Source organism: Streptomyces thermocarboxydus (assembly GCF_024760485.1).
Lineage (GTDB): Bacteria > Actinomycetota > Actinomycetes > Streptomycetales > Streptomycetaceae > Streptomyces > Streptomyces cellulosae.
Genome location: NZ_CP058273.1, coordinates 4,752,796 through 4,778,747, shown reverse-complemented (window position 1 = coordinate 4,778,747; position 25,952 = coordinate 4,752,796). Strand labels below are relative to the sequence as shown.

23 protein-coding genes, 2 tRNA genes and 1 pseudogene are annotated in these 25,952 nt (G+C 71.6%); 8 read left to right on the top strand and 18 right to left on the bottom strand.

The features are described from left to right. Together hisN and AY578_RS22145 are read left to right on the top strand one after the other, a co-directional pair. A complete protein-coding gene (hisN, locus tag AY578_RS22150) occupies window positions 1-801 on the top strand; it encodes a histidinol-phosphatase (RefSeq protein ID WP_019522878.1) in 801 nt (266 codons plus the stop codon). A gap of 170 nt (window positions 802-971) precedes the next feature. Continuing rightward, window positions 972-1,373, top strand: a complete 402-nt coding sequence (locus tag AY578_RS22145; protein WP_019522877.1) for a CBS domain-containing protein — start codon at window positions 972-974, stop codon at window positions 1,371-1,373. 72 nt (window positions 1,374-1,445) lie between these two features. Here AY578_RS22145 and AY578_RS22140 read toward each other — a convergent pair whose 3' ends face one another. Beyond that, window positions 1,446-2,897: a catalase gene (locus AY578_RS22140; protein WP_258904634.1), complete on the bottom strand. Its 1,452-nt coding sequence runs from the start codon at window positions 2,895-2,897 to the stop codon at window positions 1,446-1,448. A gap of 143 nt (window positions 2,898-3,040) precedes the next feature. Between AY578_RS22140 and AY578_RS22135 the strand changes: the two genes are divergently transcribed. After that, a complete protein-coding gene (locus AY578_RS22135; RefSeq protein ID WP_026243522.1) occupies window positions 3,041-3,457 on the top strand; it encodes a Fur family transcriptional regulator in 417 nt (138 codons plus the stop codon). Window positions 3,458-3,602: 145 nt separating this feature from the next. Here the strand turns inward: AY578_RS22135 and AY578_RS22130 are convergent. The 4 genes from AY578_RS22130 to AY578_RS22115 all read right to left on the bottom strand — a co-directional run bounded on the left by AY578_RS22130 (window position 3,603) and on the right by AY578_RS22115 (window position 8,908). Then, window positions 3,603-3,676 (bottom strand) — tRNA-Met (locus AY578_RS22130). A 127-nt stretch (window positions 3,677-3,803) separates the two neighbouring features. Next, window positions 3,804-5,621 carry a tetratricopeptide repeat protein gene (locus AY578_RS22125; protein WP_026243521.1) on the bottom strand — a complete coding sequence of 606 codons (1,818 nt, stop codon included), beginning with the start codon at window positions 5,619-5,621 and terminating at the stop codon, window positions 3,804-3,806. Between the two features lie 220 nt (window positions 5,622-5,841). After that, a tRNA-Met gene (locus AY578_RS22120) sits at window positions 5,842-5,915 on the bottom strand. Window positions 5,916-5,971: 56 nt separating this feature from the next. Continuing rightward, window positions 5,972-8,908, bottom strand: coding sequence for a UPF0182 family protein (locus AY578_RS22115; protein ID WP_202414856.1), 2,937 nt, complete (start codon window positions 8,906-8,908; stop codon window positions 5,972-5,974). Between the two features lie 163 nt (window positions 8,909-9,071). On the opposite strand from AY578_RS22115, the gene AY578_RS22110 reads away from it, so the two are divergent. Continuing rightward, a complete protein-coding gene (locus AY578_RS22110; protein ID WP_028959334.1) occupies window positions 9,072-9,614 on the top strand; it encodes a PPA1309 family protein in 543 nt (180 codons plus the stop codon). Window positions 9,615-9,623: 9 nt separating this feature from the next. Here the strand turns inward: AY578_RS22110 and AY578_RS22105 are convergent, their stop codons facing one another. The 4 genes from AY578_RS22105 to AY578_RS22090 form a co-directional block, all read right to left on the bottom strand. Next, window positions 9,624-10,718 (bottom strand): YlbL family protein, encoded by a 1,095-nt coding sequence (locus tag AY578_RS22105; RefSeq protein WP_136239493.1) that lies wholly within the window; start codon window positions 10,716-10,718, stop codon window positions 9,624-9,626. A gap of 98 nt (window positions 10,719-10,816) precedes the next feature. Beyond that, entirely contained in the window at window positions 10,817-10,981 is a 165-nt protein-coding gene (locus tag AY578_RS22100; protein WP_019522870.1) for a hypothetical protein, read from the bottom strand. Window positions 10,982-11,137: 156 nt separating this feature from the next. After that, window positions 11,138-11,596, bottom strand: a complete 459-nt coding sequence (locus tag AY578_RS22095; RefSeq protein WP_161107457.1) for a molybdenum cofactor biosynthesis protein MoaE — start codon at window positions 11,594-11,596, stop codon at window positions 11,138-11,140. A 112-nt stretch (window positions 11,597-11,708) separates the two neighbouring features. Then, the gene (locus AY578_RS22090; RefSeq protein WP_026243516.1) at window positions 11,709-12,821 is read right to left on the bottom strand and encodes an SDR family oxidoreductase; all 1,113 of its coding nucleotides are present in this window, start codon (window positions 12,819-12,821) and stop codon (window positions 11,709-11,711) included. Between the two features lie 192 nt (window positions 12,822-13,013). On the opposite strand from AY578_RS22090, the gene AY578_RS22085 reads away from it, so the two are divergent. Both AY578_RS22085 and AY578_RS22080 read left to right on the top strand, forming a co-directional pair. After that, window positions 13,014-14,498, top strand: a complete 1,485-nt coding sequence (locus AY578_RS22085) for a zinc-dependent metalloprotease (protein WP_215047971.1) — start codon at window positions 13,014-13,016, stop codon at window positions 14,496-14,498. Further along, on the top strand, window positions 14,495-15,022 hold the full coding sequence (locus tag AY578_RS22080; RefSeq protein WP_019522866.1) for an NUDIX hydrolase: 528 nt from the start codon (window positions 14,495-14,497) through the stop codon (window positions 15,020-15,022). The genes AY578_RS22085 and AY578_RS22080 overlap by 4 nt, the downstream gene beginning before the upstream one ends. A gap of 72 nt (window positions 15,023-15,094) precedes the next feature. On the opposite strand, the gene AY578_RS22075 is transcribed toward AY578_RS22080, so the two are convergent. From AY578_RS22075 to AY578_RS22060, 4 genes and pseudogenes are all read right to left on the bottom strand, one after another. Next, a complete protein-coding gene (locus tag AY578_RS22075) occupies window positions 15,095-15,850 on the bottom strand; it encodes an AIM24 family protein (RefSeq protein ID WP_019522865.1) in 756 nt (251 codons plus the stop codon). A gap of 16 nt (window positions 15,851-15,866) precedes the next feature. After that, on the bottom strand, window positions 15,867-16,547 hold the full coding sequence (locus AY578_RS22070; RefSeq protein WP_019522864.1) for an AIM24 family protein: 681 nt from the start codon (window positions 16,545-16,547) through the stop codon (window positions 15,867-15,869). 11 nt (window positions 16,548-16,558) lie between these two features. Further along, window positions 16,559-18,212: pseudogene (locus AY578_RS22065) on the bottom strand (TerD family protein). Window positions 18,213-18,405: 193 nt separating this feature from the next. Next, window positions 18,406-19,002, bottom strand: a complete 597-nt coding sequence (locus tag AY578_RS22060) for a M48 metallopeptidase family protein (RefSeq protein ID WP_037778263.1) — start codon at window positions 19,000-19,002, stop codon at window positions 18,406-18,408. 271 nt (window positions 19,003-19,273) lie between these two features. Here AY578_RS22060 and AY578_RS22055 point away from each other — a divergent pair, with 271 nt between their 5' ends. Together AY578_RS22055 and AY578_RS22050 are read left to right on the top strand one after the other, a co-directional pair. Continuing rightward, window positions 19,274-20,521 carry a ThiF family adenylyltransferase gene (locus tag AY578_RS22055; RefSeq protein ID WP_258904605.1) on the top strand — a complete coding sequence of 416 codons (1,248 nt, stop codon included), beginning with the start codon at window positions 19,274-19,276 and terminating at the stop codon, window positions 20,519-20,521. Beyond that, window positions 20,514-21,881, top strand: a complete 1,368-nt coding sequence (locus AY578_RS22050) for an ABC1 kinase family protein (protein WP_136238497.1) — start codon at window positions 20,514-20,516, stop codon at window positions 21,879-21,881. Before AY578_RS22055 ends, AY578_RS22050 begins: the two co-directional genes overlap by 8 nt. Window positions 21,882-21,931: 50 nt before the next feature. Here the strand turns inward: AY578_RS22050 and AY578_RS22045 are convergent, their stop codons facing one another. The 5 genes from AY578_RS22045 to AY578_RS22025 form a co-directional block, all read right to left on the bottom strand. After that, window positions 21,932-22,162: a hypothetical protein gene (locus AY578_RS22045; protein ID WP_019522858.1), complete on the bottom strand. Its 231-nt coding sequence runs from the start codon at window positions 22,160-22,162 to the stop codon at window positions 21,932-21,934. 134 nt (window positions 22,163-22,296) lie between these two features. Next, window positions 22,297-22,620, bottom strand: a complete 324-nt coding sequence (locus AY578_RS22040; protein ID WP_161107461.1) for a putative WhiB-interacting protein — start codon at window positions 22,618-22,620, stop codon at window positions 22,297-22,299. Then, complete coding sequence (locus tag AY578_RS22035; protein WP_006134966.1) at window positions 22,617-22,985, bottom strand: WhiB family transcriptional regulator; 369 nt, start codon at window positions 22,983-22,985, stop codon at window positions 22,617-22,619. Before AY578_RS22035 ends, AY578_RS22040 begins: the two co-directional genes overlap by 4 nt. A gap of 169 nt (window positions 22,986-23,154) precedes the next feature. Beyond that, entirely contained in the window at window positions 23,155-23,472 is a 318-nt protein-coding gene (locus AY578_RS22030; RefSeq protein WP_078611376.1) for a hypothetical protein, read from the bottom strand. 163 nt (window positions 23,473-23,635) lie between these two features. Further along, on the bottom strand, window positions 23,636-25,846 hold the full coding sequence (locus AY578_RS22025) for an ATP-dependent DNA helicase UvrD2 (RefSeq protein ID WP_205526736.1): 2,211 nt from the start codon (window positions 25,844-25,846) through the stop codon (window positions 23,636-23,638). Window positions 25,847-25,952: the final 106 nt, after the last annotated feature.

Below are 25,952 nucleotides of genomic sequence, written 5' to 3'. Positions count from 1 at the left end.
ATGCCCGACTACCTCGACGACCTGCGTCTCGCCCATGTCCTCGCGGACGCCGCCGACGCCGCGACCATGGACCGGTTCAAGGCTCTCGACCTGAAGGTGGAGACCAAACCCGACATGACGCCGGTGAGCGAGGCGGACAAGAACGCCGAGGAGCTGATCCGCGGCCACCTCCAGCGCGCCCGCCCGCGCGACGCCGTCCTGGGCGAGGAATACGGCGTGGAGGGCACCGGACCGCGCCGCTGGGTGATCGACCCGATCGACGGCACCAAGAACTACGTGCGCGGCGTGCCCGTGTGGGCCACGCTGATCGCGCTGATGGAGGCGGGCGAGGGCGGCTTCCAGCCGGTCGTCGGCGTGGTGTCCGCGCCCGCCCTGGGCCGCCGCTGGTGGGCGGCGAAGGGCCACGGCGCCTACGCGGGCCGCAGCCTGTCCTCCGCCACCCGGCTCCAGGTCTCCCGCGTCTCGCGGATCTCCGACGCCTCCTTCGCGTACTCCTCGCTGACCGGCTGGGAGGAGCAGGGACGGCTGGACGGTTTCCTGGACCTGACCCGCGAGGTGTGGCGCACGCGCGCGTACGGCGACTTCTGGCCGTACATGATGGTCGCCGAGGGCTCGGTGGACATCTGCGCGGAGCCGGAGCTGTCGCTGTGGGACATGGCGGCCACGGCGATCGTGGTGACGGAGGCCGGCGGCACCTTCACCGGCCTCGACGGCCGCCCGGGCCCGCACAGCGGCAACGCCGCCGCGTCGAACGGCCTGCTCCACGACGAGCTGCTGGGGTATCTCAACCAGCGGTACTGATCCGGACGCGGTCGCTCCACGCGCCCCCGGGCGGCCGTGTGCGCCCCCTTGTTGACCCCCGCTTTGCCTGCCACTCTGAGAGTTCCCCCACTTGTGAACTTGTGAAAGCGCGAACGAGCGGGTCTCCGGGCCCGTGAGCTCGCGTTTTCCGGTAGGAGGTGGCTCCATCCATGCTCGTCCGTGACGCCATGAGCACCGTGGTCCTCACCATCGGCCCCGCCCACACGCTCCGCCAGGCCGCCGCCCTGATGTCCGCGCGCCGGGTGGGCGCGGCCGTGGTCCTCGACCCCGACGGCACCGGGATCGGCATCCTCACCGAACGGGACGTCCTCAACTCCGTGGGTCTGGGCCAGGACCCGGACGCGGAGCGCGCCCACGCCCACACCACCACCGACGTCGTCTTCGCCGCCCCCTCATGGACCCTCGAGGAGGCGGCGTCCGCCATGGCCCACGGCGGCTTCCGGCATCTGATCGTCCTGGACCGGGGCGAGCCCGCGGGCATCGTCTCGGTCCGCGACATCATCCGCTGCTGGGCGCCCGCCCGGGAGCCGGCCCCACAGGTGCCCGCCTGACGGACACGCGAACGGGCCGGACCCCCAGGAGGGGATCCGGCCCGTCGATCGGCAAACGGTCCAGCGCTGGAATCAGCCGCGCAGGGCCTGCACCGCGGCCTCCAGCCGCTTGCCGAAGTCCTCGTCGGCCTGGCGGAAGTTGTTGATCGCGCGCTCGGCGATGTCGTCGCGCGTCACACCCGAGATGGCGTTCGCCAGGTTCTTCACCAGGCGCTCCTTCTCGTCCTCCGACATCAGCCGGTAGAGGTTGCCCGCCTGGACGAAGTCGTTGTCCTCGGCGTGGACGGGCGTGACCGACTCACCGGTGACCCCGGTGAGCGGGACGCCCTGCCACAGCGGGCGGTCCGTCTGGAAGGGGCCGCCGAAGCTGTTCGGCTCGTAGTTCTTCGCGCCCTTGTGGCGGCCGTCGTACAGGTAGCCGTCACGGGAGTGGGTGCGCGCCTCGGTGGCGTGCGGGCGGTTCACCGGCAGGTGGTCGGCGTTGATGCCGACGCGGTAGCGGTGGGCGTCGCCGTACGCGAAGAGACGGCCCTGGAGCATCTTGTCCGGGGAGGGACCGATGCCCGGCACGAAGTGGGCGGGGCTGAAGATCGACTGCTCCACCTCGGCGAAGATGTTCTCCGGGTTGCGGTTGAGCTCCAGCTTGCCGAACTCGATCAGCGGGTAGTCCGCGTGCGGCCAGACCTTGGTCAGGTCGAACGGGTTGAAGCGGTACGTGGCCGCCTCGGCCGCCGGCATGATCTGGACGTACACGGTCCAGGACGGGTACTCGCCGCGCTCGATGGCCTCGCGCAGGTCGCGCTGGTGCGAGTCGGGGTCCTTGCCCGCGAGGATCTCGGCCTCCTTGGCGGTCAGGTTCTTGATGCCCTGGTCCGTCTTGAAGTGGTACTTGACCCAGAAGACCTCGCCGGCCTCGTTGTTCCACTGGTAGGTGTGGGAGCCGAAGCCGTCCATGTGGCGGTAGGACGCCGGGATGCCGCGGTCGCCGAACAGCCAGGTCACCTGGTGGGTCGACTCGGGCGACAGACCCCAGAAGTCGAAGACGTTGTCCGCCTCCTGCGAGCCGGTGTACGGGTCGCGCTTCTGGGTGTGGATGAAGTCGGGGAACTTGATCGCGTCCCGGATGAAGAACACCGGGGTGTTGTTGCCGACGAGGTCGTAGTTGCCCTCCTCGGTGTAGAACTTCACCGCGAAACCGCGCGGGTCGCGTACGGCGTCCGCCGCGCCCAGGTTCCCCGCCACGGTCGAGAAGCGCAGGAAGACCTCGGTCTCCTTGCCCACCTCGGACAGGAACTTCGCCCGGGTGTACTTCGTGACGTCGGCGGTCACCTTGAAGGTGCCGTACGCACCGGCGCCGCGGGCGTGCACCACGCGCTCCGGGATGCGCTCACGGTTGAAGTGGGCGAGCTTCTCGAGCAGGAGCTGGTCCTGGACGAGGACCGGGCCGCCGACGCCCGCGGTCTCGCTGTTCTGGTTGTCGGCGACCGGAGCTCCGGCCTCCGTCGTAAGCGGTCCCTGCGTCACGTGCGCCTCCTGCGTCAGTACTGCACCTTGTGCCTTGGCTAAAGCCTGGCTTGATCCTACAATGGACATTGTCTAAGTCAAGCAGAGCTCCAAAGTCACACCCGTTCGGGATTCGACTCCCCCCTGCTGTTAGGCTGGTGCCTATGAGTGACCTTCTGGAACGACTTCGCGGACGCGGTTGGCGGATGACCGCGCAGCGCCGTGTGGTGGCCGAGGTCCTCGACGGCGAACACGTCCACCTGACGGCCGACGAGGTGCACGCCAGAGCTGTCGCCAAGCTGCCCGAGATCTCCCGGGCGACCGTCTACAACACCCTGGGCGAGCTGGTCTCGCTCGGTGAGGTGCTGGAGGTCGCGACGGACCAGCGAGCCAAGCGCTACGACCCGAACGCGCACCGTCCACACCACCACCTGGTGTGCGCACAGTGCGGGGCGATCCGCGACGTCCACCCGACCGGCAACCCGCTGGCCGACCTGCCCGACACGGAGCGGTTCGGTTTCACGGTGTCCGACGTCGAGGTGACGTACCGCGGACTGTGCCCCAACTGCGCGTCGGCCTGACCGGCACACAGGACTCAGGGCTCGAACGAAGCCCCGGCCGCCTACGGGTGCCGGGGCTCTTCGTCGTGCCTGGACGCGGGACGCGTCCGCGCAGGGAAACACCGAGGGCCGGAACCCTTTTCGGATTCCGGCCCTCGGCCATCAGTAGCGGGGACAGGATTTGAACCTGCGACCTCTGGGTTATGAGCCCAGCGAGCTACCGAGCTGCTCCACCCCGCGGCGATGTCTTAAAGCTACGTCAAGGTGCCCGGCAGAAGCAAATCGATTCCCCGAGGGCCGTGCCCATAGGGGCGCGGGGAACCGCGCGAAGGGGGTCCGGGGGCGAAGCCCGCGAAACCACCCGCGGTCAGGCGGACAGCTCCTCGCGGAGCGCGTCCCGCAGCCGCGTAGCCCTCTCCGTGACCGCCGGAGGCCCCAGCTCCGCCGCCCGGTCCGCCCACCGCTGGCCCTCCGCCAGCTCGCCCCGCCGGGCGTACACCAGCGCCAGCCGCAGCGCCGCACGCCCGTGCCCCGCGTCCGCCGCCCGCGTCCACCACACCGCCGCCTCCGGCTCGCTCCCCTCCCGCGCCAGCAGCAGCCCCAGGTTGAACGCCCCGTTGCGCGACCCGGCCTCCGCGGCCTCCCGGTACCACCGGGCCGCCTCGACGACGTCGCCCCGCGCCGCGGCCAGCATGCCGACGCGCACCTGCGCGCGCCGGTGGCCCTGGGACGCCGCCCGCTCGTACCACTCCTCGCACTCGCTGCGCCGGTGCACCGGCTCCCCCAGTTCGTGCGCGGGCTCCGGCGGCCGGCGGGCGTCCAGCACGGTCGCCAGCCGGTACGCGGCCTCCGCGCTGCCGCCGCCCGCCGCGCACCGCAGGAACCGCTCGGCCTCGCCCTCCTCGCCGTCCCGAAGCCGCGCCATGCCCACCTGCAGCGCCGCCTCGGTGTGCCCGGCGGCCGCCGCGCGCTCGTACCAGCCCAGCGCGGCCCGGTCCTCGCCCCGGCCGGCGTGCAGGATGCCGAGGTTGAACGCGGCGTCGACGCTGCCGGCCTCCGCGGCCTTGGAGAACCACGGCTCCGCGCCGGTCTCGTCACCCGCCCGCAGCAGCAGGATCGCCAGCGCGTTCGCCGCCTCGCGGTGCCCGGCGTAGGCGGCGCGGCGGTACCACTGCTCGGCCTGCGTGGTGCGCCCTTGGTCGGCGCAGAGCAGACCGAGGTTGTACGCGCCGTTGATGTCGCCGGCGTCCATCGCGGCCCGGTACCAGCGCTCGGCGGTCTGCGTCTCGCCCCGCTCGGCGTGCAGCGCGCCCAGCGCGTTGGCGGCGTTGCCGTCGCCGTCCTGGGCGGCGCGCAGCCACCACACGGCGGCGTTCTCGGTGTCACCGGCGTCGCGCAGCAGGAAGCCCAGCGCGCACGCGGCGCGCGGTTCGCCGTCCTTGGCGGAGGTCAGATACCAGCGCCCGGCCTCCTTCAGCTCGCCGCGCTTCTCCAGGATCGTGCCCAGGTGCAGGGCGGCCCGGCGGTGTCCGCGCGCGGCGGCCTGCCGGTACCACTGCTCGGCCTCCTCGACCAGTGCCGTGCCCTCGTCGCCGCAGGCCCGGACGGCCTTGCGGTCCAGGGCGCGGGCGAGCCGGTAGGCGGCCTCGCGGTGCCCGCGCTCGGCGGCGGCCCGCATCCAGCGCTCGGCGCCCTCCGCGTCCCCCCGGTGCTCCAGGAGGTCGGCGAGGGCGTACGCGCCGAGGGTGTGGCCCTGCTCGGCGGACTGGCGCAGCCAGTACTCCGCGGCGGGCTCGTCGCCGCGCTCGCGGTGGTGCCGGCCGAGCGCGTGGGCGGCGGCCGTGGAACCGGCGACGGCGGCGATCCGCCACCAGCCGGCGGCCTCGTCGGGGTAGCCCCGCTGGTGCAGCAGGACGCCCAGGTTGTTGGCGGCGGCGCGGTCGCCCGCGGCGGTGGCGGCACGCAGATGGGGTTCGGCACCGTCGAGATCACCGCGGCGCAGCAGCATGGCGCCGAGGACGCTCATCGCCTCGACGTCGCCGGCCTCGGCGGCGAGCCGCCGGCGCAGCTCCTCCGCCGCCTCGTCGGCCGCCTCCCCGGCGTCGCGGGGATGCTCCTCCCGAGGGGAGGACTGCACAAAACGCCCTGACTCGAACAGAGTTGCCTTGTCCCCCATAACATCCATCGTCGCACCACCTGCAACCTGGGTACACCTGGTATACCGCAGTCAGTGAGGTCACTTCAGCGTTTTGTCGACATGCCCACAGAGAGACAAGTCAAACACAGATCGCCCAACTCCCGTCGGCGGCAGGGCCGTCGAGAAACCGGGCACATGCGTTCGCCCACCACAAAGGCCCGGATTCCCTTGGGAATCCGGGCCTTCGGTGTCGCTGTCGCGACGTCAGTAGCGGGGACAGGATTTGAACCTGCGACCTCTGGGTTATGAGCCCAGCGAGCTACCGAGCTGCTCCACCCCGCGCCGTTGTGTTGCAACCGTAGCACGGCGCGGGGTGGGCCATTGACCAGGCCTTCGGATCAGCTGTTCGAGCCGGGGCTCGCGCTCGGGGTCGCGCGCGGGCTGCTCCGGGCGCCGCCGGCTCCGCCGGACTGCGCCTCCTCGGCCCTGCGCAGCGCGTCCTCGAGGTCCTTCTGCGCCCGGCCGTAGGCCTCCCAGTCGTTGTTCTTCAGGGCTTCCTGGCCGGCCTCGAAGGCCTTCTGCGCGTCGCCCAGGGCCTCCTTGACCGTCGAGGGCTGTTCCGTGCTCGGCGGGGGCGTGGTGCCCTCGTCCTCCTCGGTGCCGTCGTCGGCCGGCGGTTCGACCGGTGTGCCCTCGCCGCCGAAGACCTTGTCGAGCGCCTGCTCCAGCGTGTCCTCGAACGCCGTCTGGCCGCCGTAGGTCACCAGCACCTTGCGCAGCAGCGGGTACTTGAGTCCACCACCGCGTACGTAGACCGGCTCCACGTAGAGCAGTCCGCCGTCCAGCGGGACGGTCAGCAGGTTGCCGTACTCGACCTCGGAGTCGCCGCCTCGCAGCAGCCTGATCGTCTCGGCGATGTCCTGCTGGGAGTTGAACTGGCTCTGTACCTGCTTGGGTCCGGAGACCGTGGTGCTGGTCGGCAGTTTCAGGATTCTGATCTTGCCGTAGTCCTGGGTGCCCGGATCGGCGTTGACCGCCATGAACGCGCTCAGGTTGTCACGGCCGTTCGGCGTGAACGTCGTGGTGAGCGAGAACACCTGCTCGTTCTGGTCCGGCATCTTCATGCTCAGGTAGTACGGCGGGACCGTCTCGCCCGTCTTGTTCGTCGGGTCGTCCGGCACCTGCCAGACCTCGCTGCCGGAGAGGAACGTGTTGGCGTCCTTCACGTGGTAGCGGGTGAGCAGCTCGCGCTGGACCTTGAACAGGTCCTGCGGGTACCGCAGATGGGCCATCAGGTCCTGGGAGATCTCGCTCCGCGGCTGCACGGTGTCCGGGAACGCCTTCATCCACGTCTTCAGGACGGGGTCCTGGGTGTCCCACTGGTAGAGCTTGACCTCGCCGCTGTACGCGTCGACGGTCGCCTTCACCGAGTTGCGGATGTAGTTGACCTGGTTCTGCTGGGCCACCACCGCGCGCTGGTCGTTGGTGGCGGTCAGCGAGTCGGCCGTGGTGTCGCCGAGCGTCGTGCGGGACGCGTACGGGTAGCCGTTGGTGGTCGTGTAGGCGTCGACGATCCACTGGATCCGGCCCTCGACGACCGCCGGGTAGGCGTCGCCGTCGATGGTCAGCCAGGGCGCGATCGCCTCGACGCGCTCCTTCGGCGTGCGGTTGTACAGGATCCGCGAACCCTCGCCGATGGCGCCGGAGTAGAGGATCTGCGGCTCGCCGAACGCGACCGCGTAGGCGGCCCGGTTCACCGGGTTCTCGAGGTTGACGCCGCTGTCGCCCTTGTAGCTGTACGTCTTCTCGCCGCTGTCGTCGGAGTAGTCGATCTCCTTCTGGGGACCGCCGACGATCGAGTACGTGGTCGTCCGCTCGCCGTAGTAGACGCGCTGCTCGTACGTGCCGAGGTCGCCCTTGGAGGGCAGGTCGGACTCGGTGAACGCGGGGCGTCCGCCGGAGTCGGCGCTGGTGCCCTCGGCGGCGACGACGCCGTAGCCGTGGGTGTAGCGGAAGTGGTCGTTGATCCAGTTCCGCTTGGGGATGCCCGCGTAGTTCAGCTCGCGCAGGCCGATGACGGTGTCCTGCTCCTTGCCGTCCTTGGCGTACCGGTCGACGTCCAGGTTGGTCGGGAACGCGTAGTAGTTCCTGATCTGCTGGAGCTGCTGGAACGTCGGCGAGACGATGTTCGGGTCCATGATGCGGATGCTGGCCGCGTTCGCGACGTCGTCCCGCAGCTTCGTCTGGTCCTTGGTCTCGGCGATGCCCGGGTACTCGGTGACCTGGGAGTCGTCGATGCCGTACGCCTCACGCGTGGCCGCGAGGTTCTTCTCGACGTACGGCGCTTCCTTGGCCTGCTCGTTGGGCTGGACCTGGAACTTCTGCACGATCGCCGGGTACAGACCGCCGATGAGGATCGCCGACAGCACCATCAGGCCGAAGCCGATGACCGGCAGCTGCCAGGTGCGCCGCCAGAGGGTGGCGAAGAACAGCAGCGCGCAGATGACGGCGATGCAGAACAGGATGGTCTTCGCGGGCAGGTACGCGTTCGCGTCGACGTAGCGCAGACCCGTCCAGCTGTCGGTGGCCTTGAAGTCGCTGGACTTGACGGCCAGTCCGTACCGGTCGAGCCAGTAGGCGACCGCCTTCAGCGCGACGAAGATGCCGAGCAGCACCGACAGGTGCCCGGTGGCGGCGGCCGTGGCGCGCGCGCCCGGGCTGGTGATGCGCAGCCCGCCGTACAGGTAGTGCGTGAGCGCGGCGGCGATCAGGCCCAGGATGGCGGCGGCGAAGCCGAAGCCCAGCAGGAACCGGTACCAGGGCAGGTCGAAGGCGTAGAAGGAGACGTCGAGGTGGAACTGCGGGTCCTTCTGCCCGAAGGACACGCCGTTGACCCACATCAGCCATGTGCGCCACTGGCTGGAGGCCGAGGCGCCCGCGATCAGGCCGACCAGCGCGGTGATGCCGAGCAGCAGCCACTTCTTGTAGGGCGCGATCCCCATCCGGTACCGGTCGAGGTTCTGCTGCTCCATCGACATGGCGCTCAGCGGGGGCCGCAGGCGGTGCGCCAGCCAGACGTTGAAGCCGACGGATACGGCCATGAGCAGACCGAAGACGAAGAACAGCCCGATCTTGGTCGACAAGGTCGTCGTGAACACCGACGAGTAGTCGACCGACCGGTACCACAGCCAGTCGGTCCAGAACCCCGCGAACATGGTGAACACCATGCCGAGGACGGCAAGGACGCCCAGTGTCATGAGCAGGGTCCGGACCCGTCGGGACGGCCGGCCCACTCTGATCCGTGGCCCCGTCGGGCCTCCGCCGCGGTCCGGCATCTGGAAAGCCAAGGTAGGCACCTCGAAGTTCGCTGTTGATTCGTCGAGCCCGCGTCTTCACGGACCGTCGTGGTCCCCCGTGATCGCGGGCCCACACCTATGCAACTTACTCACGCTTTACTCGGTTCCCGATTCCGGCCAGGAACGAGAGAGGATTGTGACCATGTCCAACACACCCATGGCCGCGAACCCCCTCACCCGGGCCGTGCTCGAGATCGACGAGTACGTCTCCGGACTGGGCTGGGACCAGCCCGCCCGCCTGTTCGCCCTCGTAGACACTGCCCGGCTCCGGGCGGAACAGCCCTCCCTCGCGGACCGCCTCGGCCTCGACGGCGGTGAGGAGGCCGCCGCCCTCACCCCGATCGAGCAGGAGGAGATTCCCTCCGGCAAACCGCTCGACGAGTTCCTCGGCACCATCGCCTGGCCCGACGCGGTCACCGGCTGCGCGCTCACCGTGGAGCGGCTGATGCTGCCGCCGTCCGCGGAGGCGGAGGTCCCGAAGGACCTCGACGAGGCCGCCCTCACCAAGTGGGTGGCGGAGCACCCGGAGCGTCAGGAGGTCCGGATGACGGTCGCGGTGCTGCGCGACGGCTCCCGTGAGTCGGCGCTGCGGCTGCGGGAGAAGGACTCCCCGACCGAGGTGCTCACGGGCTCGGACCTGGTTCCGGGTCTGGCCCAGGCCCTGACGGCGACGTTCGAGGAGTAGCCGCTCAGGTCAGGACGCGGTGCACGTCGGCAGGTCGGCGGTGTCGCCCGCGCGGATGTCCTTCAGGGCGTCCAGGGCGTCGTCGATCGTGCCGACCTTCACCAGGGTGAGGCCGTCGGGGGTGTCCTTGGCGGCGGCGGCGCAGTTGTCGGCGGGCGTGAGGAAGTACTCGGCGCCCTTGTCGCGCGCGCCGACCGTCTTCATCTCGATGCCGCCGATCGGCCCGACCGTGCCCTCGTCGTCGATGGTGCCGGTGCCCGCGACGAACCGGCCGCCGGTGAGGCTGCCCGGGGTGAGCTTGTCGTAGATGCCGAGCGCGAACATCAGTCCGGCGCTGGGGCCGCCCACGTCGGCGAGCTTGATGTCGATGTCGAACGGGAAGGTGTGGTCGGTCCCGGCGGAGATGCCGACGACGGCGCGCTTCTCGCCGGCGTCGTCGGAGGCGCGGGTGGTGATGGTGACCTTCCGCGTCTTCTCCGCCGTCCGCTTCTCCTTCTCGGCGGCGGCCTGCTCCTTGGCGGGCACGATGGTGAAGACGACGTCCTCGCCCGGCTCGTGCTCGGTCACCAGGTCGGCGACGTCGGACGGCTCCTTCACCGGCTTGCCGTCGACGGCCTTGATGACGTCGCCCGCGTGCAGCTTGCCCTGTGCGGGCGCGTCCTTGACGACCGTGGAGACGATCACCCAGGACGTCACCGGGATGTCCAGCTCCTTCAGGGCCGCCACCTTGGCGCTCTCCTGGGACTGGCTGAACTCCTCGGCGTTCTCCTGGGTCGACTCCTCCTCCGTCTTGCCGTCCGGGTAGAGGGTGTCGTGCGGGACGACCTTGGTGTCGTGCGCGAGCCAGCCGTACACGGCCTCGACGAGGTTCATGCGGTACTCGGCGCTCGTGACGCGCACGGTGGTCATGTTGAGGTGACCGTCCGTCGCGTAGGTCTTGTGTCCGGCGATCTGGAGCACCGGCTCGCCGCCGTGCTCACCCAGTGTGTTCACCGTCGGCCCCGGCGACATCTCCGCGTAGGGCACGGGGATGAAGACTCCCGCGCACAGGAGCGCGATCAGCATCAGGGTGGAGGCGAGCATCGTCGCCGTACGGCGTGGCATGCCTCGACAGTACGGGACGGACCTGTCAGCGCACCGTCAGGGCCGCCCGGTCGAGCGGCCCCGGCCCCGCTGCCCGTTCCGGCCTGCGGTTTCCGGGCTCAGCTGCCCGTCCGTTCACGCTCCATCGCCTCACGGAAACGGGCATACCCGTCGAGTTCGGGACCGTCGCTGCGCACCTTGCGGGTCCGGTTGGCCCAACTGCCCCACAGCCCCGCACCGATCGCGGCCACCAGCGGAATCAGCAACCAGGCAAGCGCCGCCATGCCGACCTCCCAACCCCATGAGCGTCCGCAACACTGACTGATCAGCAGATTAACCATCCGCAGTGACAACGCTCACCTCAGGGGTGCGGTTACGCAACCGCACGGGAAAGGCGTGCCGCACCCGCGGGAGAGGCGTGCGGCGCGGAAACGGCGTGGCTAGACGCCGACCCACTCCTCGGTGCCGTCGGAGAAGCGCTGGTGCTTCCAGATGGGCACCCCGTGCTTGATCTCGTCGACGAGCCGGCGGCAGGCCTCGAACGCCTCGCCCCGGTGCGCGCAGGACACGGCGGCGACCACGGCGAGGTCCCCGATCCTCAGGTCGCCCACCCGGTGGGCCGCGGCCAGGGCACGCACGGGGAAGTCGGCGGCGACCTTCTCCGCGATCCGCCGCATCTCCTCCTCGGCGCTGGGATGGCAGGAGTAGCCCAGCTCGTCCACGTCGGCGCCGCCGTCGTGGTTGCGCACGGTCCCCACGAAGAGCGCCGTGCCGCCTGCCGCGTCGTCGCCGACCGCGCGCAGGATCTCGTCCACCGACAGGGCGGTGTCGCGGATCGCGATCAGCTTGACCGGGTCCTGGGCGGGCTGCTCACCGGGGTGGTCCGTCACGGGTGCCATGCCCCCATCGTGCCCCACCAGGCCGACGGTGCGGAACAGCCGCATCGACCGGTACGCGCGCGTGGTGCTCGGAGGGTCCTCCAAAGGGACGCCTCCGGCGGGCCGGTCCGGGTCAGATCCGGCGGCGGGCCTTACGGGCCCGGCGCACCACCGCCGCCGCACCCAGCAGCGCCACCGTCGCGCCCGCCGCGCCCGCGGCCGTCGCGTCCTTGCGGCCCAGCCGGCGGCCCGCGACCGTGTGCCGGCCGGACACCTCGTCGAGCAGCTGCGCGAGCACCTCCTCGTTGGTGTACGCGGGACGCCACCCGGCGTCGTGCAGCCTGCTGCCGCTGACCACCCAGGGGTACATCGTGTACGCCAGGTCCCCGGCCGGGGACGGGGTGAGCCCGATGCGGTGCAGCCGCGCCGCCGCGCCGAGCGCCACGGCCGACGGCAGTTCCATCCGCCGGATGCCGCTGAGCTCCTCGACCTCCTCCTGCTCCAGCCACCCGTCGCAGCCCACGGCCAGCTCGCCGTCGACCTTCTCCAGCACGGCGTACTCCAGGGCGCTGCACAGGTCGTCGACGTGGCAGAACTGCCAGGCGGGCCGGGAGCCGGCCACCACCAGCAGCCGGGGCGACTCGAAGTACCTGGTCAGCGCGGTGTCGGTGCCACCGACCAGCACGGCGGGGCGCACCACGGTGACGTTGAGCCCGGGGTGCGCGCGGGGCGCGCGGCGGCCCAGCCGCTCGATCTCCAGGAGGTCGCCGACGCCCGTGGCCTCGGCGGTGGCGCGCAGCTCCGCGTCCTCGGACAGCGGCAGCTCGTTGTCGGGCAGCGCCCCGTAGACCATCGTCGAGGTGCACAGCACCACCCGGTGCACGCCGGCCGCCGCGGCCGCGGTCAGCACGGTCTGCGTGCCGCGCACGTTGTACGCCGTCCGGGCGGCCGCGTCGGTCTCCAGGTCCAGGTCGAGGGCCAGGTGGACGACCACGTCGGCCCCGCGCAGCCGGTCCGCGATCGCGGGGTCGCGGACGTCCAGGATGTGCCACTCGGCCTCGGCGCACTCGCCGCGCCGCTCGTCGATGGCGACGACCTGCTTGACCTCCTCCGACGCGGCGAGCCGCTCGGTGAGGAGGGCCCCGACGCCGGAGGCGGCACCGGTGACCGCCACGACGGGCCCGCGGGGCGGAGGACTGGTTGACTTGTTTCGCGCTGCGCGAACCTGCGGATCTGGGGAACTCACCGGGCGTCTCCAGCGGTTGTCTTCAGTACGAGCGCAAGCGACGCGTACGTACCAGGTGGCATCCATCCTGCCGCAGGCCTCCTGTCGGCGAAGCACCGAGGCCCGAACCGTCTCAGGTGTCTACGCTGGGTGGTGTTGTCGGGCAGCCGTGCCGCCGGAAAGAACCGGTGGCCCTACAAGCCGAGGAAACCCGTGAGTGACACCCCATTCGGATTCGGCCTTCCGCCGGAGGAGCCGGACGACGGCGACGAAGGCAAGAAGAAGGACCCGCAGGGCGGCGGTGGTCAGGGCCCGGCCAACCCGTTCGGCTTCGGCACGCCCGGGGCGGGCGGCTTTGGCGGCTCCGGCGCGGACAATCCGTTCGCCGCGATGTTCGGGTCGATGAACCCGGGCGATCTGGGCGCCGCGTTCCAGCAGCTCGGCCAGATGCTCTCCTACGAGGGCGGCCCGGTGAACTGGGACATGGCCAAGCAGATCGCCCGCCAGACGGTCGCCCAGGGCACCGCGCAGGGCTCCAAGGACGCCAGCGTCGGCCCCGCCGAGCGCAGGGCCGTGGAGGACGCGGTCCGGCTGGCCGACCTGTGGCTGGACGACGCCACCTCCCTGCCGTCCGGTGCGAACTCCGCCCTGGCCTGGAGCCGCGCGGAGTGGGTCGAGGCGACCCTGCCCGCGTGGCGGGAGCTGGTCGATCCGGTCGCCGAGCGCGTCGGGAACGCGATGGGCGACGTCCTGCCGGAAGAGATGCAGGCCATGGCCGGCCCGCTGATCGGCATGATGCGCTCCATGGGCGGCGCGATGTTCGGCACGCAGATCGGCCAGGCCGTCGGCGTGCTCGCCGGCGAGGTCGTCGGCTCGTCCGACATCGGCCTGCCGCTGGGCCCGGCCGGCAAGGCCGCGCTGCTCCCGCTGAACATCGAGACCTTCGGCAAGGACCTGGGCGTCCCGCAGGAGGAGGTGCGGCTCTACCTGGCCCTGCGCGAGGCCGCCCACCAGCGCCTCTTCGCGCACGTCCCGTGGCTGCGGTCGCATCTGTTCGGCACGGTCGACGGCTACGCCCGCGGCATCAAGGTCGACACCGGCAAGCTGGAGGACGTGGTCGGCCAGTTCGACCCGCAGAACCCGGAGCAGCTGCAGGAGGCGCTCCAGCAGGGCATGTTCCAGCCGGAGGACACGCCGGAGCAGAAGGCGGCCCTGGCCCGTCTGGAGACGGCGCTCGCGCTCGTCGAGGGCTGGGTGGACGCGGTCGTGCACGCGGCGGCCAAGCCGCGGCTGTCGTCGGCGGACGCCCTGCGGGAGACGCTGCGGCGCCGCCGCGCCTCGGGTGGTCCTGCCGAGCAGACGTTCGCCACGCTGATCGGCCTGGAGCTGCGTCCGCGCCGGCTGCGTGACGCCTCGCGGCTGTGGGCCTCGCTCACCGACGCGCGCGGGGTCGACGGCCGGGACGCCCTGTGGGCGCACCCGGACATGCTGCCGACGGCCACCGACCTGGACGACCCGGACGGCTTCGTGCACCGGGAGCAGATCGACTTCTCCGAGCTGGACAAGATGCTCGGCGAGGCCGCCGGCAAGCCCGACCTGCGCAAGAAGGACGCCGGGGAGGCCAAGGACGCCGATGCCGCGGACGAGGGCGGCGAGGACGGCAAGGGCGACGAGAGCAAGGGCGACGGCACCGAGTGAGCCTGCACGACGACGCGGTGCTGGTCCTCAAGGCGTACGAGGACCAGACCGAGCTGAGGGACGCCTACCTGGAGCATCTGGCCGCCCGTCCGGACGGCCTGTGGAAGGCGTGCGGGGCCGGCCATCTCACGGCGAGCGCGCTGGTGGTCGACCCGGACCGCGGCCGGGTGCTGCTGACCCTGCACCGGAAGCTGCGGATGTGGCTTCAGATGGGCGGCCACTGCGAGCCCGGCGACGCCACGCTGGCCGCGGCCGCGCTGCGGGAGGCGACCGAGGAGTCCGGCGTCACGGGTCTGACGCTGCTCCCGGGCGGTCCCGTGCGGCTTGACCGGCACCCCATCCCGCCGCCCTGCCACTGGCACTTCGACGTGCAGTACGCGGCCCTGGCCACGCCGGACGCCGTGCACACGGTGAGTGACGAGTCCCTGGACGTGCGCTGGTTCGCGTACGACGAGGTGCCGGAGGTGGCGGACGACTCGGTCGTACGGCTGCTCGACGCCACGCGCGCGAGGCTCGGCGCCTGAGATGTGCGAAAAGGGGCCGCGCCTTGGAAGGCGCGGCCCTCTTCGCGTATCGGGTTTTCGTGCTCGTGAGCGTCAGCTCCAGACGTTGCCCTGGTTCTGCCCCCGGGCGCCGTGCTGGCCCATGCCGTACTGCGCGGCGAGGCCGGAGCCGATCTGGGCACCTTGCGGCGGCAGCAGTTCACTCGGCTGGACCAACGCGAACCCGTTGCCCATGAAACTGAGCTCCCAGCCCTCGCCGGTGCTGCCGCGGCGCCGCCACACCCCGGAGGAGTGCGTCTGGGCCTGCATCTGCACCCGCAGGGACGTGGACCAGGCGACGATCGCGTCGGCGTCGCAGTTGACGTACTTGTCCGGCGTCACCTGGAGCAGCAGCGGCATGCCCGAGGTCATCAGCGCGACTTTGCCCCGGCCGGTGATGTTCAGCTGGTACTTCCCCGAGCCGGAGATGCCGTAGAGGCTGTCGACGGCGATGACCTCGTGGTGCAGCGAGGAGTCCATGGCGAGGACGTAGCTGCTGTCGACCGTCAGGCCGTCCTGCTCGACGTCCATGATGTGGATGCGCTGGGCGAGGTTGGCGAGGTAGACGGTGCCCTGCCCGTGGCAGCGCATCAGGTCCAGGCCCTCACCGGTGTGCGCCCGCGCACGGGACTGCTGGTTGCTCTGGTACTCGGCGTCGAACTCGACGAGACCCTGGTAGGCGACCATCGCGCCCTTGCGGGCGAGGATGTCCTCGTGCCCGTCGAGGGCGACCCGGAGCATCTGCCCGTTCTGCAGGCTCCAGCGGTCCTGGGTCTGCTGCTCGTTGTGCGCGAAAAGCGGACTCTGCATGGTGTGCTGCTCCCCCTCAGCCCCGGACCCGGAGACGGTCGGTGCTGTCCTCACTGGGCTGGACGACGACGATGCCCTGACCGGAGAAGGCCATCTGGAAGGCCTCGCCGCTGCCGCGGCCGATCAGCGACTGGGCGCGGAAGCTGCGCTTGCCCTTCACCTTGAGGTTCGGGGACCAGGCGACCAGCGCGTCCGGGTCGACGTACGTCTCGTCCTCGCCGCCTCCGCAGTCGACGACGATGGGCTTGCCGCGCGAGGTCAGCGCGACCCAGCCCTGCCCGGAGATCTTGGTGTTCCACAGGCCCTGCCCGGCGAACTTCGCCAGGCCCTTGACCCGCTCCACACCCCACGTGAGGTGCGCGTCGAAGGCGAGCAGGTTGGTGGCGTTGACGGAGATGCCCTCGCCGTTGAGGTTGATCACGACGACGTTGGCGCCGTAGTCGGCCAGGTAGAGCAGGCCGTCGCCGGAGCACTTCATCAGGGGCGCGCCCTCACCCGTGACCCAGTCCCTGGCGATCTGGCGGACGGCGGAGGGGCTGGGCTCGTACTGGATGAAGCCCTCGTAGGCGACCATCGAGCCGACGCGCGCGAAGAGGTCGTGCCCGGTCTGCATGGCGACCTTCAGCATGTGGTTGCCGTGGTTCTCCATGCGGGCGGTGACGGGTGCGGGGGCGAAGCCCGCGAGTGGCTGGTTCATGACGGGCTCCCTCAGATCTCGTACGGCTGGACGACGATGAAGTTGCCGGGCGCTCCCCGGAACTGCAGGTTCACGCTCTCGCCGGTGGCGCCGGGGTAGGAGTTGCGGCGCATCCGCACCTGGCTGGAGACGACCACCTGAGCGGCGGCCGACCAGGCGACGACGGCGTTGGCGTCGGCGAACGTGGTGGGTGTGACCGGCAGCACCACGGGGATGCCGTGCGTCTTGACGACGATCGTGCCGGTGCCCTGGAACTGCATCGTGAACAGCGCGCCGCCGGGGATGCCGTGTCCCTCGATGCGTCGGACCTCGTACTGGAGTCCCTCGTCGAAGGCGAGGACGTTCTCCGCGGAGACGCACACGGCGTCGCCCTGGAGCTCTATCGGGTGCAGCATCGTGGAGTTCTCGGCGAAGAACACCTGCCCCTGGCCGGTGCAGCGCATCAGCTGCATCTCCTGGCCGGTGGCGTTGCCGACGATACGGCCGGTGAAGCCGGCGCCCTTGTAGCTGAAGTCGACCTTGCCCTGGTAGAGCACCATGCTGCCCTGGCGGGCGAGGACGGGTGTGCCGCCGATGCTCAGGTCGGCGCGGACCAGCTTCTTGTTCTGCTGGGTCCAGCGCTGTCCGGTGGGCGTCTCCTTGAACTGCTGCAGCGCGCCGAGCACGCCGGGCGTCTGTGGGGCGCCCTGCGGCATGCCCTGGGGTGCGCCGTACGGGGCGTGCTGGTGCGGCATCTGACCCGGCGGCATCTGCCCGGGCGGGGGCTGCTGTCCGTAGCCGGGCGGCGGGGCGGGGGCCTGGGGCGCGGGCGGCTGGCCGTAACCGGGCGGAGGCGCGGGGGCCTGCGGCGCCGCCGGGCTGGCCGTAACCAGCCGGCAGGGGCCTGCGGCGGGCGGGCGGCTGTCCGTAGCCGAGGGGCGGGGCGTCTGCCGCGTAGGGGCGGCGCCGGGCCGGGGCGGCACCGGGACCGCCCGGGGCGTCTGCATGGCGCCACGATGGTCGGCGCGGAGTGCACCGCGACGGGGCGGCGCGGGTGCGGGCGGCGGGGCGTGAATCCTGGGCGGCTGCGGCGCGGGGCGTGGCCTGCGGGGCCTGGGGCTGCGCGGGCTGCTGCGGCACGGGCGCGGCGGGCTCGTCCTCGGCGACCTCGCCGCCGAAGTTGCGCAGGAGCGCCTCGAGTCCGCCGTCGAAGCCCTGTCCGACGGCGGCGAACCGCCACACGTCCTTGAAGTAGAAGTCGCCGAGCATCACGGCCCGCTCGGTGGTGAACTCCGAGCCGCTGAACGGGTACCGCGCCACTTCCTCGCCGCCGGCGACGATACGGATGTACCCGGGACCGATCTGCGACATCTGCCCGGCGCCGTCGATGGTCGCCGTGAAGGAGAGCTTCTTGATCTGCTGCGGGATCCGGTCCAGCGTCACGCGGAAGGACTCCGTGTCGCCCGCCTGGGCGCCCAGCAGCTGAATGGACTCCTCGGGGGACTTCGGCTGGTTGTAGAAGATGAAGTACCGGTCGTCGGAGAGCCGTTCGTCGGCGTCGAGTCCGAAGCAGCTGATGTCGAAGCTGAGCCCCGGGCCTGCGATCTGTACCCCTACGTACAGGTCCGTGCCCGCGGTGAGGTCACTGATCCTGGCCTTGTGGCCGCGTTGGAATTCCCTGGCCATACGTACGACCGTCCCCCATCCCGTATGTGAGTGCGTCGCGTCAGGCTAACGGCAATCACGGACACCGGAGGAAGTCGGTACAGACCCGGTACACAACGCGCAGGCGCCCTCGCTCCGCGTTCACATCGGGAGGCTTTCCGGGGCGCCGGGGCGGGGACGGGACTGTCGTCCCGGACTCGGGTGCGGGGAGGTGTCACTCGTCCCGTGCGCCGGGGACGTGCGGCAGGCGGTCGGCCGCGACCACGCCCTCGAGATAGCCGCGGGCCCGTTCGGTCTTCGGGTACGCCTCGAGGAGCCGCCAGAACCGGGGTCCGTGACCGGGCACCAGAAGGTGCGCCAGCTCATGGCAGAGCACGTAGTCGACGACGTACTCCGGCATGCCCTGAAGCCGGTGGGACAGCCGGATGCTGCCGTCGGACGGGGTGCAGGAACCCCAGCGGGTGTTCTGGTTGGTCACCCAGCGCACCGAGTGGGGGCGGGCCCGCCCCTCGAAGTACTGCTCCGACAGCCGTCGCGCGCGCTCGGCCAGCTCGGCGTCCCCGAGGGTCCGTCTGCTCTCCTGCGCGGCGAGCTTGTCGAGCATGACGCGCACCCAGCGCTGCTCCTCCGCCTCGGACATCCGGGCGGGGATGAGCACGACGGTGCGATCGCCCTCGCGGTACGCGGAGACCGTCCGGCGTCGGCGGGCACTCCTGCGGACCTCGATCGCGCTCGCCCGTGAGCCGTCCGTCGGCTGGCTCTTCGCGCTGCGCTGAGACGTTCCGGCGCGGTGCAGTGGGTCGGCGGGCACGTCCCGACCGTACCCGCTGGACCGGGGGAAGTCCCGGCTCCGGGGCGCTTCTCCGACGATCCCGTCACCGGGCGCCGGATTTGTACAACGAATTCGGGCACCTGTGGACAACTCTCGACGGCCCCTCGACCGGCCCGGGCATGCTGGCAGCGCCGGCCGGAGTCCCCGGCGGACCCGGGACCGGTCGGCGAGATGTGTCATGCCTGCTCGCAGGCGTGGATCAGGTACGCGTCACACGAGTCGTACGTGTCAGGACAGACGGGGGTCAGTCATGCATCCGATGCTCAAGCCCGCCCTCAGGCGAGGCTGGCGGGACCGCAACACCGTGCAGTTCGGGATGACACCGGCCCAGGCGCTGACCCTGGGCCCGGTGGACACGGCCACGGGCAGCCTGCTGGAGCTGCTCGACGGCACGCGGGGACTGCAGCTGCTGCGTGAGGAGAGCCGGCGCATGGAGCTGCCCGACGGTCACGTCGACCGGCTGGTGCGGCGGCTGTCGCGGGCGGGGCTGCTGGACGACTCCCGGGGCGGCGGGCCGGCCGCCGACGCCCTGCGCGGCAGACCCGAGGTGCTGGACCGGCTCCGCCCGGACTGGGCCTCGCTCGGCCTGACCACCGTCGGTCCGGGCGACCCGCTGCGGGTGCTGGCGGCGCGGCGGAGCATGCGGGTGCAGGTCAGAGGTGCGGGCCGGGTGGGCGCGGTGGTGGCGGCGCTGCTGTCGGGGGCAGGGGTCGGCGAGGTCGAGGTGCGGGACGTCGGCCGGGTGGAGCCGTGGGACGTGGCGCCGGGCGGGCTTCCGGCCGAGGCGATCGGGGAGCGCAGGGAGGAGGCGGCCCGCCGTGTCGTACGCCGGTGCGCGCCGGACCGCCCGCCGCGCGACGCGGCCCGCTCGCCCCTGGCCGAGGACGTCACCGGGCACTCCCTGGTGGTGCTCGCCCCGCGGGACGACGTCGCCGTGCACGCGCCGGATCCGGTGTCCTCCGAAACGCTCCTGGCGTCGGGCACCCCGCATCTCCACACCGGGGTGGTGGAGGGCACCGGTGTGGTCGGGCCGCTGGTCCTGCCCGGCGACACGGCGTGCGCGGGCTGTCTCCAGGAGGAGCGGATCGACCGGGACCCGGCCTGGCCGCGGCTCGTGGCCCAGTGGCGCTCGGGCCGGCAGCGCAGGGCGGGCGCCTGCGACCTGACGCTGGCCTCGACCGTCGCGGGACTGGCCGCCGCCCATGCGCTGGCCTTCCTCGACGGACGGATCCCGTCCAGCGCGGGCGCCCGCTGGGAGGTGTCCCTGCCGCAGCTGCACTGGCAGCCCCGGCCGGTCGCGCCGCACCGCCGCTGCCCGTGCGGGGCCGCGGGCGCCGGCCCGGACGGGAATGGCTCAGGCCCGGTGAAAGGTAAGGGAGAACACACCTCCGCCGACGAGGGGTCGCACGAGACAATGGCCGGGCACGGGCCGTCGAAGGAGTCGCGCCGTCAGGCGGACGCGGAGCGGCCGGCAGGGACCTGGAGGGCGCATGTCTGATCTTCCCCGCAAGGCGGTCACCCGCACCGCCAAGCTGGCCGCGCTCCCGCTCGGCTTCGCCGGGCGGGCCACCTGGGGACTGGGCAAGCGGATCGTGGGCGAGTCCGCCGAGCTGGTCGGCCGGGAGCTCCAGCAGCGCACCGCCGACCAGCTGTTCAAGGTGCTGGGCGAGCTCAAGGGCGGCGCCATGAAGTTCGGCCAGGCCCTGTCGGTGTTCGAGTCGGCCCTGCCCGAGGAGGTCGCCGGGCCCTACCGCGCCGCTCTGACCAAACTTCAGGAGGCCGCCCCGCCGATGCCGGTCCGCACGGTGCACGGGGTGCTGGCGGAGCGGCTGGGCGAGGACTGGCAGGAGCTGTTCCAGTCGTTCGACGACAAGCCGGCCGCGGCGGCCTCCATCGGCCAGGTGCACCGGGCGGTGTGGCACGACGGCCGTGAGGTCGCGGTCAAGGTGCAGTACCCGGGCGCCGGTGAGGCCCTGCTGTCCGACCTCAACCAGCTGAGCCGTTTCGCGCGGCTGCTGGGCCCGCTGGTCCCGGGCATGGACGTCAAGCCGCTCATCACGGAGCTCAAGGACCGGGTCTCCGAGGAGCTGGACTACGGCCTGGAGGCGCAGGCGCAGCGGGCGCACGCGGAGGAGTTCGCCGGCGACCCGGACGTGGTCGTGCCGGACGTGGTGCACCAGTGCGACCAGGTGCTGGTCACCGAGTGGATGGACGGCGTCCCGCTGTCGGAGGTGATCGCGGACGGCAGCGAGGAGCAGCGCGACCGGGCCGGTCAGCTCCTGGCGCGCTTCCTGTTCTCCGGCCCCGCCCGCACGGGTCTGCTGCACGCCGACCCGCACCCGGGGAACTTCCGTCTGCTGCCCGGAGGTCCCGACGGCGAGGACGACTGGCGCCTGGGCGTCCTCGACTTCGGCACGGTCGACCGGCTGCCGGGCGGGCTGCCCTCGCCCATCGGCGAGGCGCTGCGGTTGACGCTGGAAGGCGAGGCCGAGGCCGTCTACGAGATGCTCTGCGCGGAGGGCTTCGTCAAGGAGTCCATCGAGCTGGACCCCGACGCGGTCCTCGAGTACCTGCGGCCGATCATCGAGCCGGCCCGGGTCGAGGCGTTCACCTTCACCCGTGGCTGGATGCGCAGCCAGGCGGCCCGGATAGCGGATGTCCGGTCTCCCGCCTACCAGTTGGCCAAGCAGCTCAACCTGCCGCCGGCGTATCTGCTGATCCACCGGGTCACGCTGAGCACCATCGGTGTGCTGTGCCAGCTGGGGGCGACTGTGCGGCTGCGGGACGAACTGGAGGACTGGCTGCCGGAGTTCGTCCCCGGGGAGCCGGGCGAGAAGGAGGAAGCGGCGCAGGCGTGACGGCACGCCGGGCGGCCGGGCGCACCTGAGGCACCGCCGGGACAGGGGGTTCACCACCACTGCGAGTCGAGGCGCCCCTCGATCGCGCGCAGGTTCTCCCGGGAGCAGCGCTCGCAGTAGTGCAGACGGACGCCGTTCTCCACGGAGAGGGTCCAGGTCGGCGGCGGGCCGTCGGCCCGGACCCCGCAGCGGGCGCAGGCAAACGGCTCGGGCTCCGCGGCGGCACCCTCGCCGACGCCTTCGCGGTTGCCTTGTCCGGCGCCATCGTGAGGACTGGTCACGCGGCGACGATAACTCCGCGCCGAGGGTGCCGCCCCGTCAACGCACCGCGGGGGCCGGTCCGTTCACACGGACCGGCCCCCGCGGGGAGATCGGGGCCTCCTGCTGGGGAGGCCGTCGCCTCAGGCGGCATGCCCTACTGCATGACCGCCATGGCCAGCGCCCGGCGGGCGCGCCGCGAGGCGCGCTCGGCCCGGCGCTGCATCCGGCGCGCGGTCAGCAGGCCGCTGGCCTGCCTCTCCCGTTGCGCCTCCTGCAGTCGGTCGTGCATATGCGCACGAGCCAGGGCTTCTGGGATGAGTTGCATCTCTCGGGTCCTGTTCTGGCGCGAGTCGTTCGCACCGCTGGTGGTGAAGTCTTCGGTCGCGGAGCCTGCGGGCTCGTGGGTGGACGGCGTCATCGGGGCCTGCTTCTGGGGGTCGTACGTGAGGGGGCGGTCGATCGTTCCGGGGGTGTTCATGCCGAGACCGGGTTCTTGCGCGGGCGGCCACGCGGCCGCTTCCGGGCGACGACGACACCCTGGACGAACAGCTCGCCACCCCAGACGCCCCAGGGCTCACGCCGCTCCTTGGCGCCGGCGAGGCAGGCCTCGACCAGCGGGCAGGTACGGCAGAGGGACTTGGCGTACTCGACGTCCGCGGGCGACTCGGCGAAGAAGACCTCCGGGTCGTAGGAGCGGCACGGGACGGGCACGCCGAGGTTCTCGATGGCGTCGTCGAGCGCGGTGAGCGCGGTGAGCGGAGTCAAGGTCGGGTCCTCCGTGGAGCCGGGCTTGGGGATCGTGTCGGAAGGCGGTACGGACGGGGCGTGCGCTTCGAGTTGCACGGTTGGTCTTCCTCGTCTGGTCGTTTCCGGCCGGTCGGCCGGGTGTGCGGCTGGTACCGAGTTTTTTCTTGTCCCGAGGCGCCTGGTCCTGTCTCCCCGTTCGGGCAAACAGAAGGGCCGCGGATCCCGGATGGGGTTCCGCGGCCCTGAAGGCGCCGGCCTGATCGAATCAGGCTGGATCACTCCAGGGTTCTGGCCCACGGAAGGCCCACATCAGGTGGTGCTGCGTCGTCTGCTTCCGGAATCCGGCACCGGCCGCCGCAAAGGCATAGGCCTGCGCCTGTGCCACTACTGCCGCTTCCAGTGCCTTGGTCGGTCGCTCATCGCGCTCACGGACGACAAGGCCCGCGGGAGCGAGGGAGGACGCCGGACGGACGGCACGAATGCCGGACAGACCGGTGCCCCGGTTGGAGGCGCCGAGAATGCACAGGGAGACGGCCGAGCGATCGGTCAGTTTGACGCTGGTGCTGGTGTTGATGCTGATCACTTGACTCGCCTCCTCTCGGCGTCTCGGGGGACCGGGCGAACCGGTCCGCGGATATGCAAGTACAACACGGAATCAGGGCCTCCGAGAAGGCCGCTGTCCCCGTGGCTTAGAACCTATGGGGATTCCCGGGGCATGCGCAAACTATTTTTTCGACGAGTTCGCGTCAGCCCTGATCTTGTCCCTGGGCGGGGTCCCGGCCCGCGCAGAGGGCCAGCACGTCGGCGCCGTAACGGCGCAGCTTGCGCATGCCCACCCCGGGAATCCGGGCCAGTTCGTGCTCGTCGTCGGGGACCGCTTCGGCGATCGCGATCAGCGTCTTCTCGGTGAAGACGCAGAAGTCCGGCTGGCCGCTGCGCCGCGCCTGCTCGCCGCGCCACTCGCGCAGCCGCTCGTACAGCCCCTCGTCCATGTCGGACGGGCAGTCCTCGCAGCGCATCAGTTTCATCTCGCCGCCGTCGGTGAGCGTGCGCCCGCAGACGCGGCACCGGGCGGGGGTGCGCTGCCGGCGGCGCGGGGCCTGCCCGGGGACCGCGGTGGCCGCCGCCGTCCACGAGCCGCGCTCCACCCCGCCCGCTCCCGCGGCGCCCGCGCGGCCCGCGACGGCCTGCGAGCCGGGGCGCAGTCCGGTGAGGAAGCGGCTCGGGCGCCGGTTCGGGCGGCCGCCCGGGGAGCGGGCGAGCGCCCAGGAGAGATGGAGGTGCTCGCGGGCGCGGGTGACGCCGACATAGAGGAGACGGCGCTCCTCCTCGATCTGCTCGTCCGTCTTGGCGTAGGTGATCGGCATCATGCCCTCGGCGACGCCGACCAGGAAGACGACGTCCCACTCCAGGCCCTTGGCCGCGTGCAGCGAGGCGAGCGTGACGCCCTGGACCGTGGGGGCGTGCTGGGCGCCGGCCCGCTCGTCCAGCTCGACGACGAGGTCGGCGAGCGTGGCGCCGCTCCTGGCGGCGGTGACGTCCTGGGCGAGGTGCACCAGGGCGGCGAGGGACTCCCAGCTCTCCCGGACCGCGCCCGATCCGGCGGGCGGCTGGGGTGTCCAGCCCTTGCCGGAGAGCACCGCACGCACCTGGGAGGGCAGGTCGGGGGCGTCGTCGAGGAGGGCGTCGTTGCCGCCGAAGCGGGCCGCTGCGCGCAGGGCGTTGATCGCGTTGCGCACCTCGGGACGGTCGAAGAACCGCTCGGCCCCGCGCAGCTGGTAGGGCACGCCGGCGTCGGCGAGGGCCTGCTCGTAGGTCTCGGACTGGGAGTTCGTGCGGAACAGAACGGCGATCTCGCTCGCCGGGACGCCCGAGTCGATCAGCTCGCGGATGCGCCGGGCGGCGCCCTCGGCCTCGGCGGGCTCGTCGGTGTACTCGGTGAAGACCGGCTCGGGTCCCGCGGGGCGCTGGGAGACCAGCTCGAGTCGGTGGTCGGCGGCGCGGCCCTTCGCCTGGGCGAGCAGGCCGTTGGCCAGGCGGACCACCTGGGGGGTGGAGCGGTAGTCGCGGACGAGCTTGACGACGGTGGCTCCCGGGTGGCGGACGCGGAAGTCGAGGAGATGGTCCGGGGTCGCGCCGGTGAAGGAGTAGATGGTCTGGCTGGCGTCGCCGACCACGCACAGGTTCTCCCGGTCGCCGAGCCACAGCTCCAGCAGGCGCTGCTGGAGGGGACTGACGTCCTGGTACTCGTCGACGACGAAGTGCTGGTACTGCGCCCGCACCTGCTCGGCGATGTCGTGCCGGTCCTGGAGGACGGCGACGGTGAGGAGCAGGACGTCCTCGAAGTCGATGACGGAGCGCTCGCGCTTGAGGTCCTCGTAGGCGGCGTAGAGCTGGGCGATCTCGGCGGGGTCGCGGGGCGCCTCCCGGCCGGCCTTGTCGGCCGCGGCCGTGTAGTCGGCGGGGACGGTCTGGGTGACCTTGGACCACTCGATCTCGGCGGTGACGTCGCGCAGCTCGCCCCGGTCGAGGCGGATGCGGCAGGCGGCGGCCGCGTCGGCGACCAGCTGGATCTTGCGGTCGACGAGCCGGGGCAGCGTCCCGCCGACCGCCTTGGGCCAGAAGTACTGGAGCTGGCGCAGGGCCGCGGAGTGGAACGTCCGCGCCTGTACGCCCACCGCGCCGAGCTGGCGCAGCCGGCCGCGCATCTCCCCCGCCGCGCGGTTGGTGAACGTGACGGCGAGGACGCTGGACGGCTGGAGGATGCCGGCGCGCACCCCGTAGGCGATGCGGTGGGTGATCGCCCTGGTCTTGCCGGTGCCGGCGCCCGCCAGCACGCACACCGGCCCGTGCAGCGCGGTGGCGACGGCGCGCTGCTCGGGGTCGAGACCTTCGAGCACCGCGTCGGCCGAGTCCGGTACCCGCGGGAAGAGGGTGGAGTGCGTTGCTGCTGTCACACCGCCATGCTGCCAGGTCGCCCGGGACGGGTGAGCCGGTTGTCCACAGGGAAGGGCTCGCAGTCGTACAAATGCGACAAGCGTCACGTCGCCGGCTCCCGGGCCC

Excerpts from the sequence above, each read along its gene's own strand:
- AY578_RS22145 (WP_019522877.1), top strand. The coding sequence starts at position 972 with ATGCTCGTCCGTGACGCCATGAGCACCGTGGTCCTCACCATCGGCCCC.
- AY578_RS22110 (WP_028959334.1), top strand. The coding sequence starts at position 9,072 with ATGTCCAACACACCCATGGCCGCGAACCCCCTCACCCGGGCCGTGCTC.
- AY578_RS22075 (WP_019522865.1), bottom strand. The coding sequence starts at position 15,850 with ATGCAGAGTCCGCTTTTCGCGCACAACGAGCAGCAGACCCAGGACCGC.
- AY578_RS22135 (WP_026243522.1), top strand. The coding sequence starts at position 3,041 with ATGAGTGACCTTCTGGAACGACTTCGCGGACGCGGTTGGCGGATGACC.
- AY578_RS22125 (WP_026243521.1), bottom strand. The coding sequence starts at position 5,621 with ATGGATGTTATGGGGGACAAGGCAACTCTGTTCGAGTCAGGGCGTTTT.
- AY578_RS22050 (WP_136238497.1), top strand. The coding sequence starts at position 20,514 with ATGTCTGATCTTCCCCGCAAGGCGGTCACCCGCACCGCCAAGCTGGCC.
- AY578_RS22115 (WP_202414856.1), bottom strand. The coding sequence starts at position 8,908 with ATGCCGGACCGCGGCGGAGGCCCGACGGGGCCACGGATCAGAGTGGGC.
- AY578_RS22105 (WP_136239493.1), bottom strand. The coding sequence starts at position 10,718 with ATGCCACGCCGTACGGCGACGATGCTCGCCTCCACCCTGATGCTGATC.
- hisN (WP_019522878.1), top strand. The coding sequence starts at position 1 with ATGCCCGACTACCTCGACGACCTGCGTCTCGCCCATGTCCTCGCGGAC.
- AY578_RS22070 (WP_019522864.1), bottom strand. The coding sequence starts at position 16,547 with ATGAACCAGCCACTCGCGGGCTTCGCCCCCGCACCCGTCACCGCCCGC.
- AY578_RS22040 (WP_161107461.1), bottom strand. The coding sequence starts at position 22,620 with ATGAACACCCCCGGAACGATCGACCGCCCCCTCACGTACGACCCCCAG.
- AY578_RS22100 (WP_019522870.1), bottom strand. The coding sequence starts at position 10,981 with ATGGCGGCGCTTGCCTGGTTGCTGATTCCGCTGGTGGCCGCGATCGGT.
- AY578_RS22095 (WP_161107457.1), bottom strand. The coding sequence starts at position 11,596 with ATGGCACCCGTGACGGACCACCCCGGTGAGCAGCCCGCCCAGGACCCG.
- AY578_RS22055 (WP_258904605.1), top strand. The coding sequence starts at position 19,274 with ATGCATCCGATGCTCAAGCCCGCCCTCAGGCGAGGCTGGCGGGACCGC.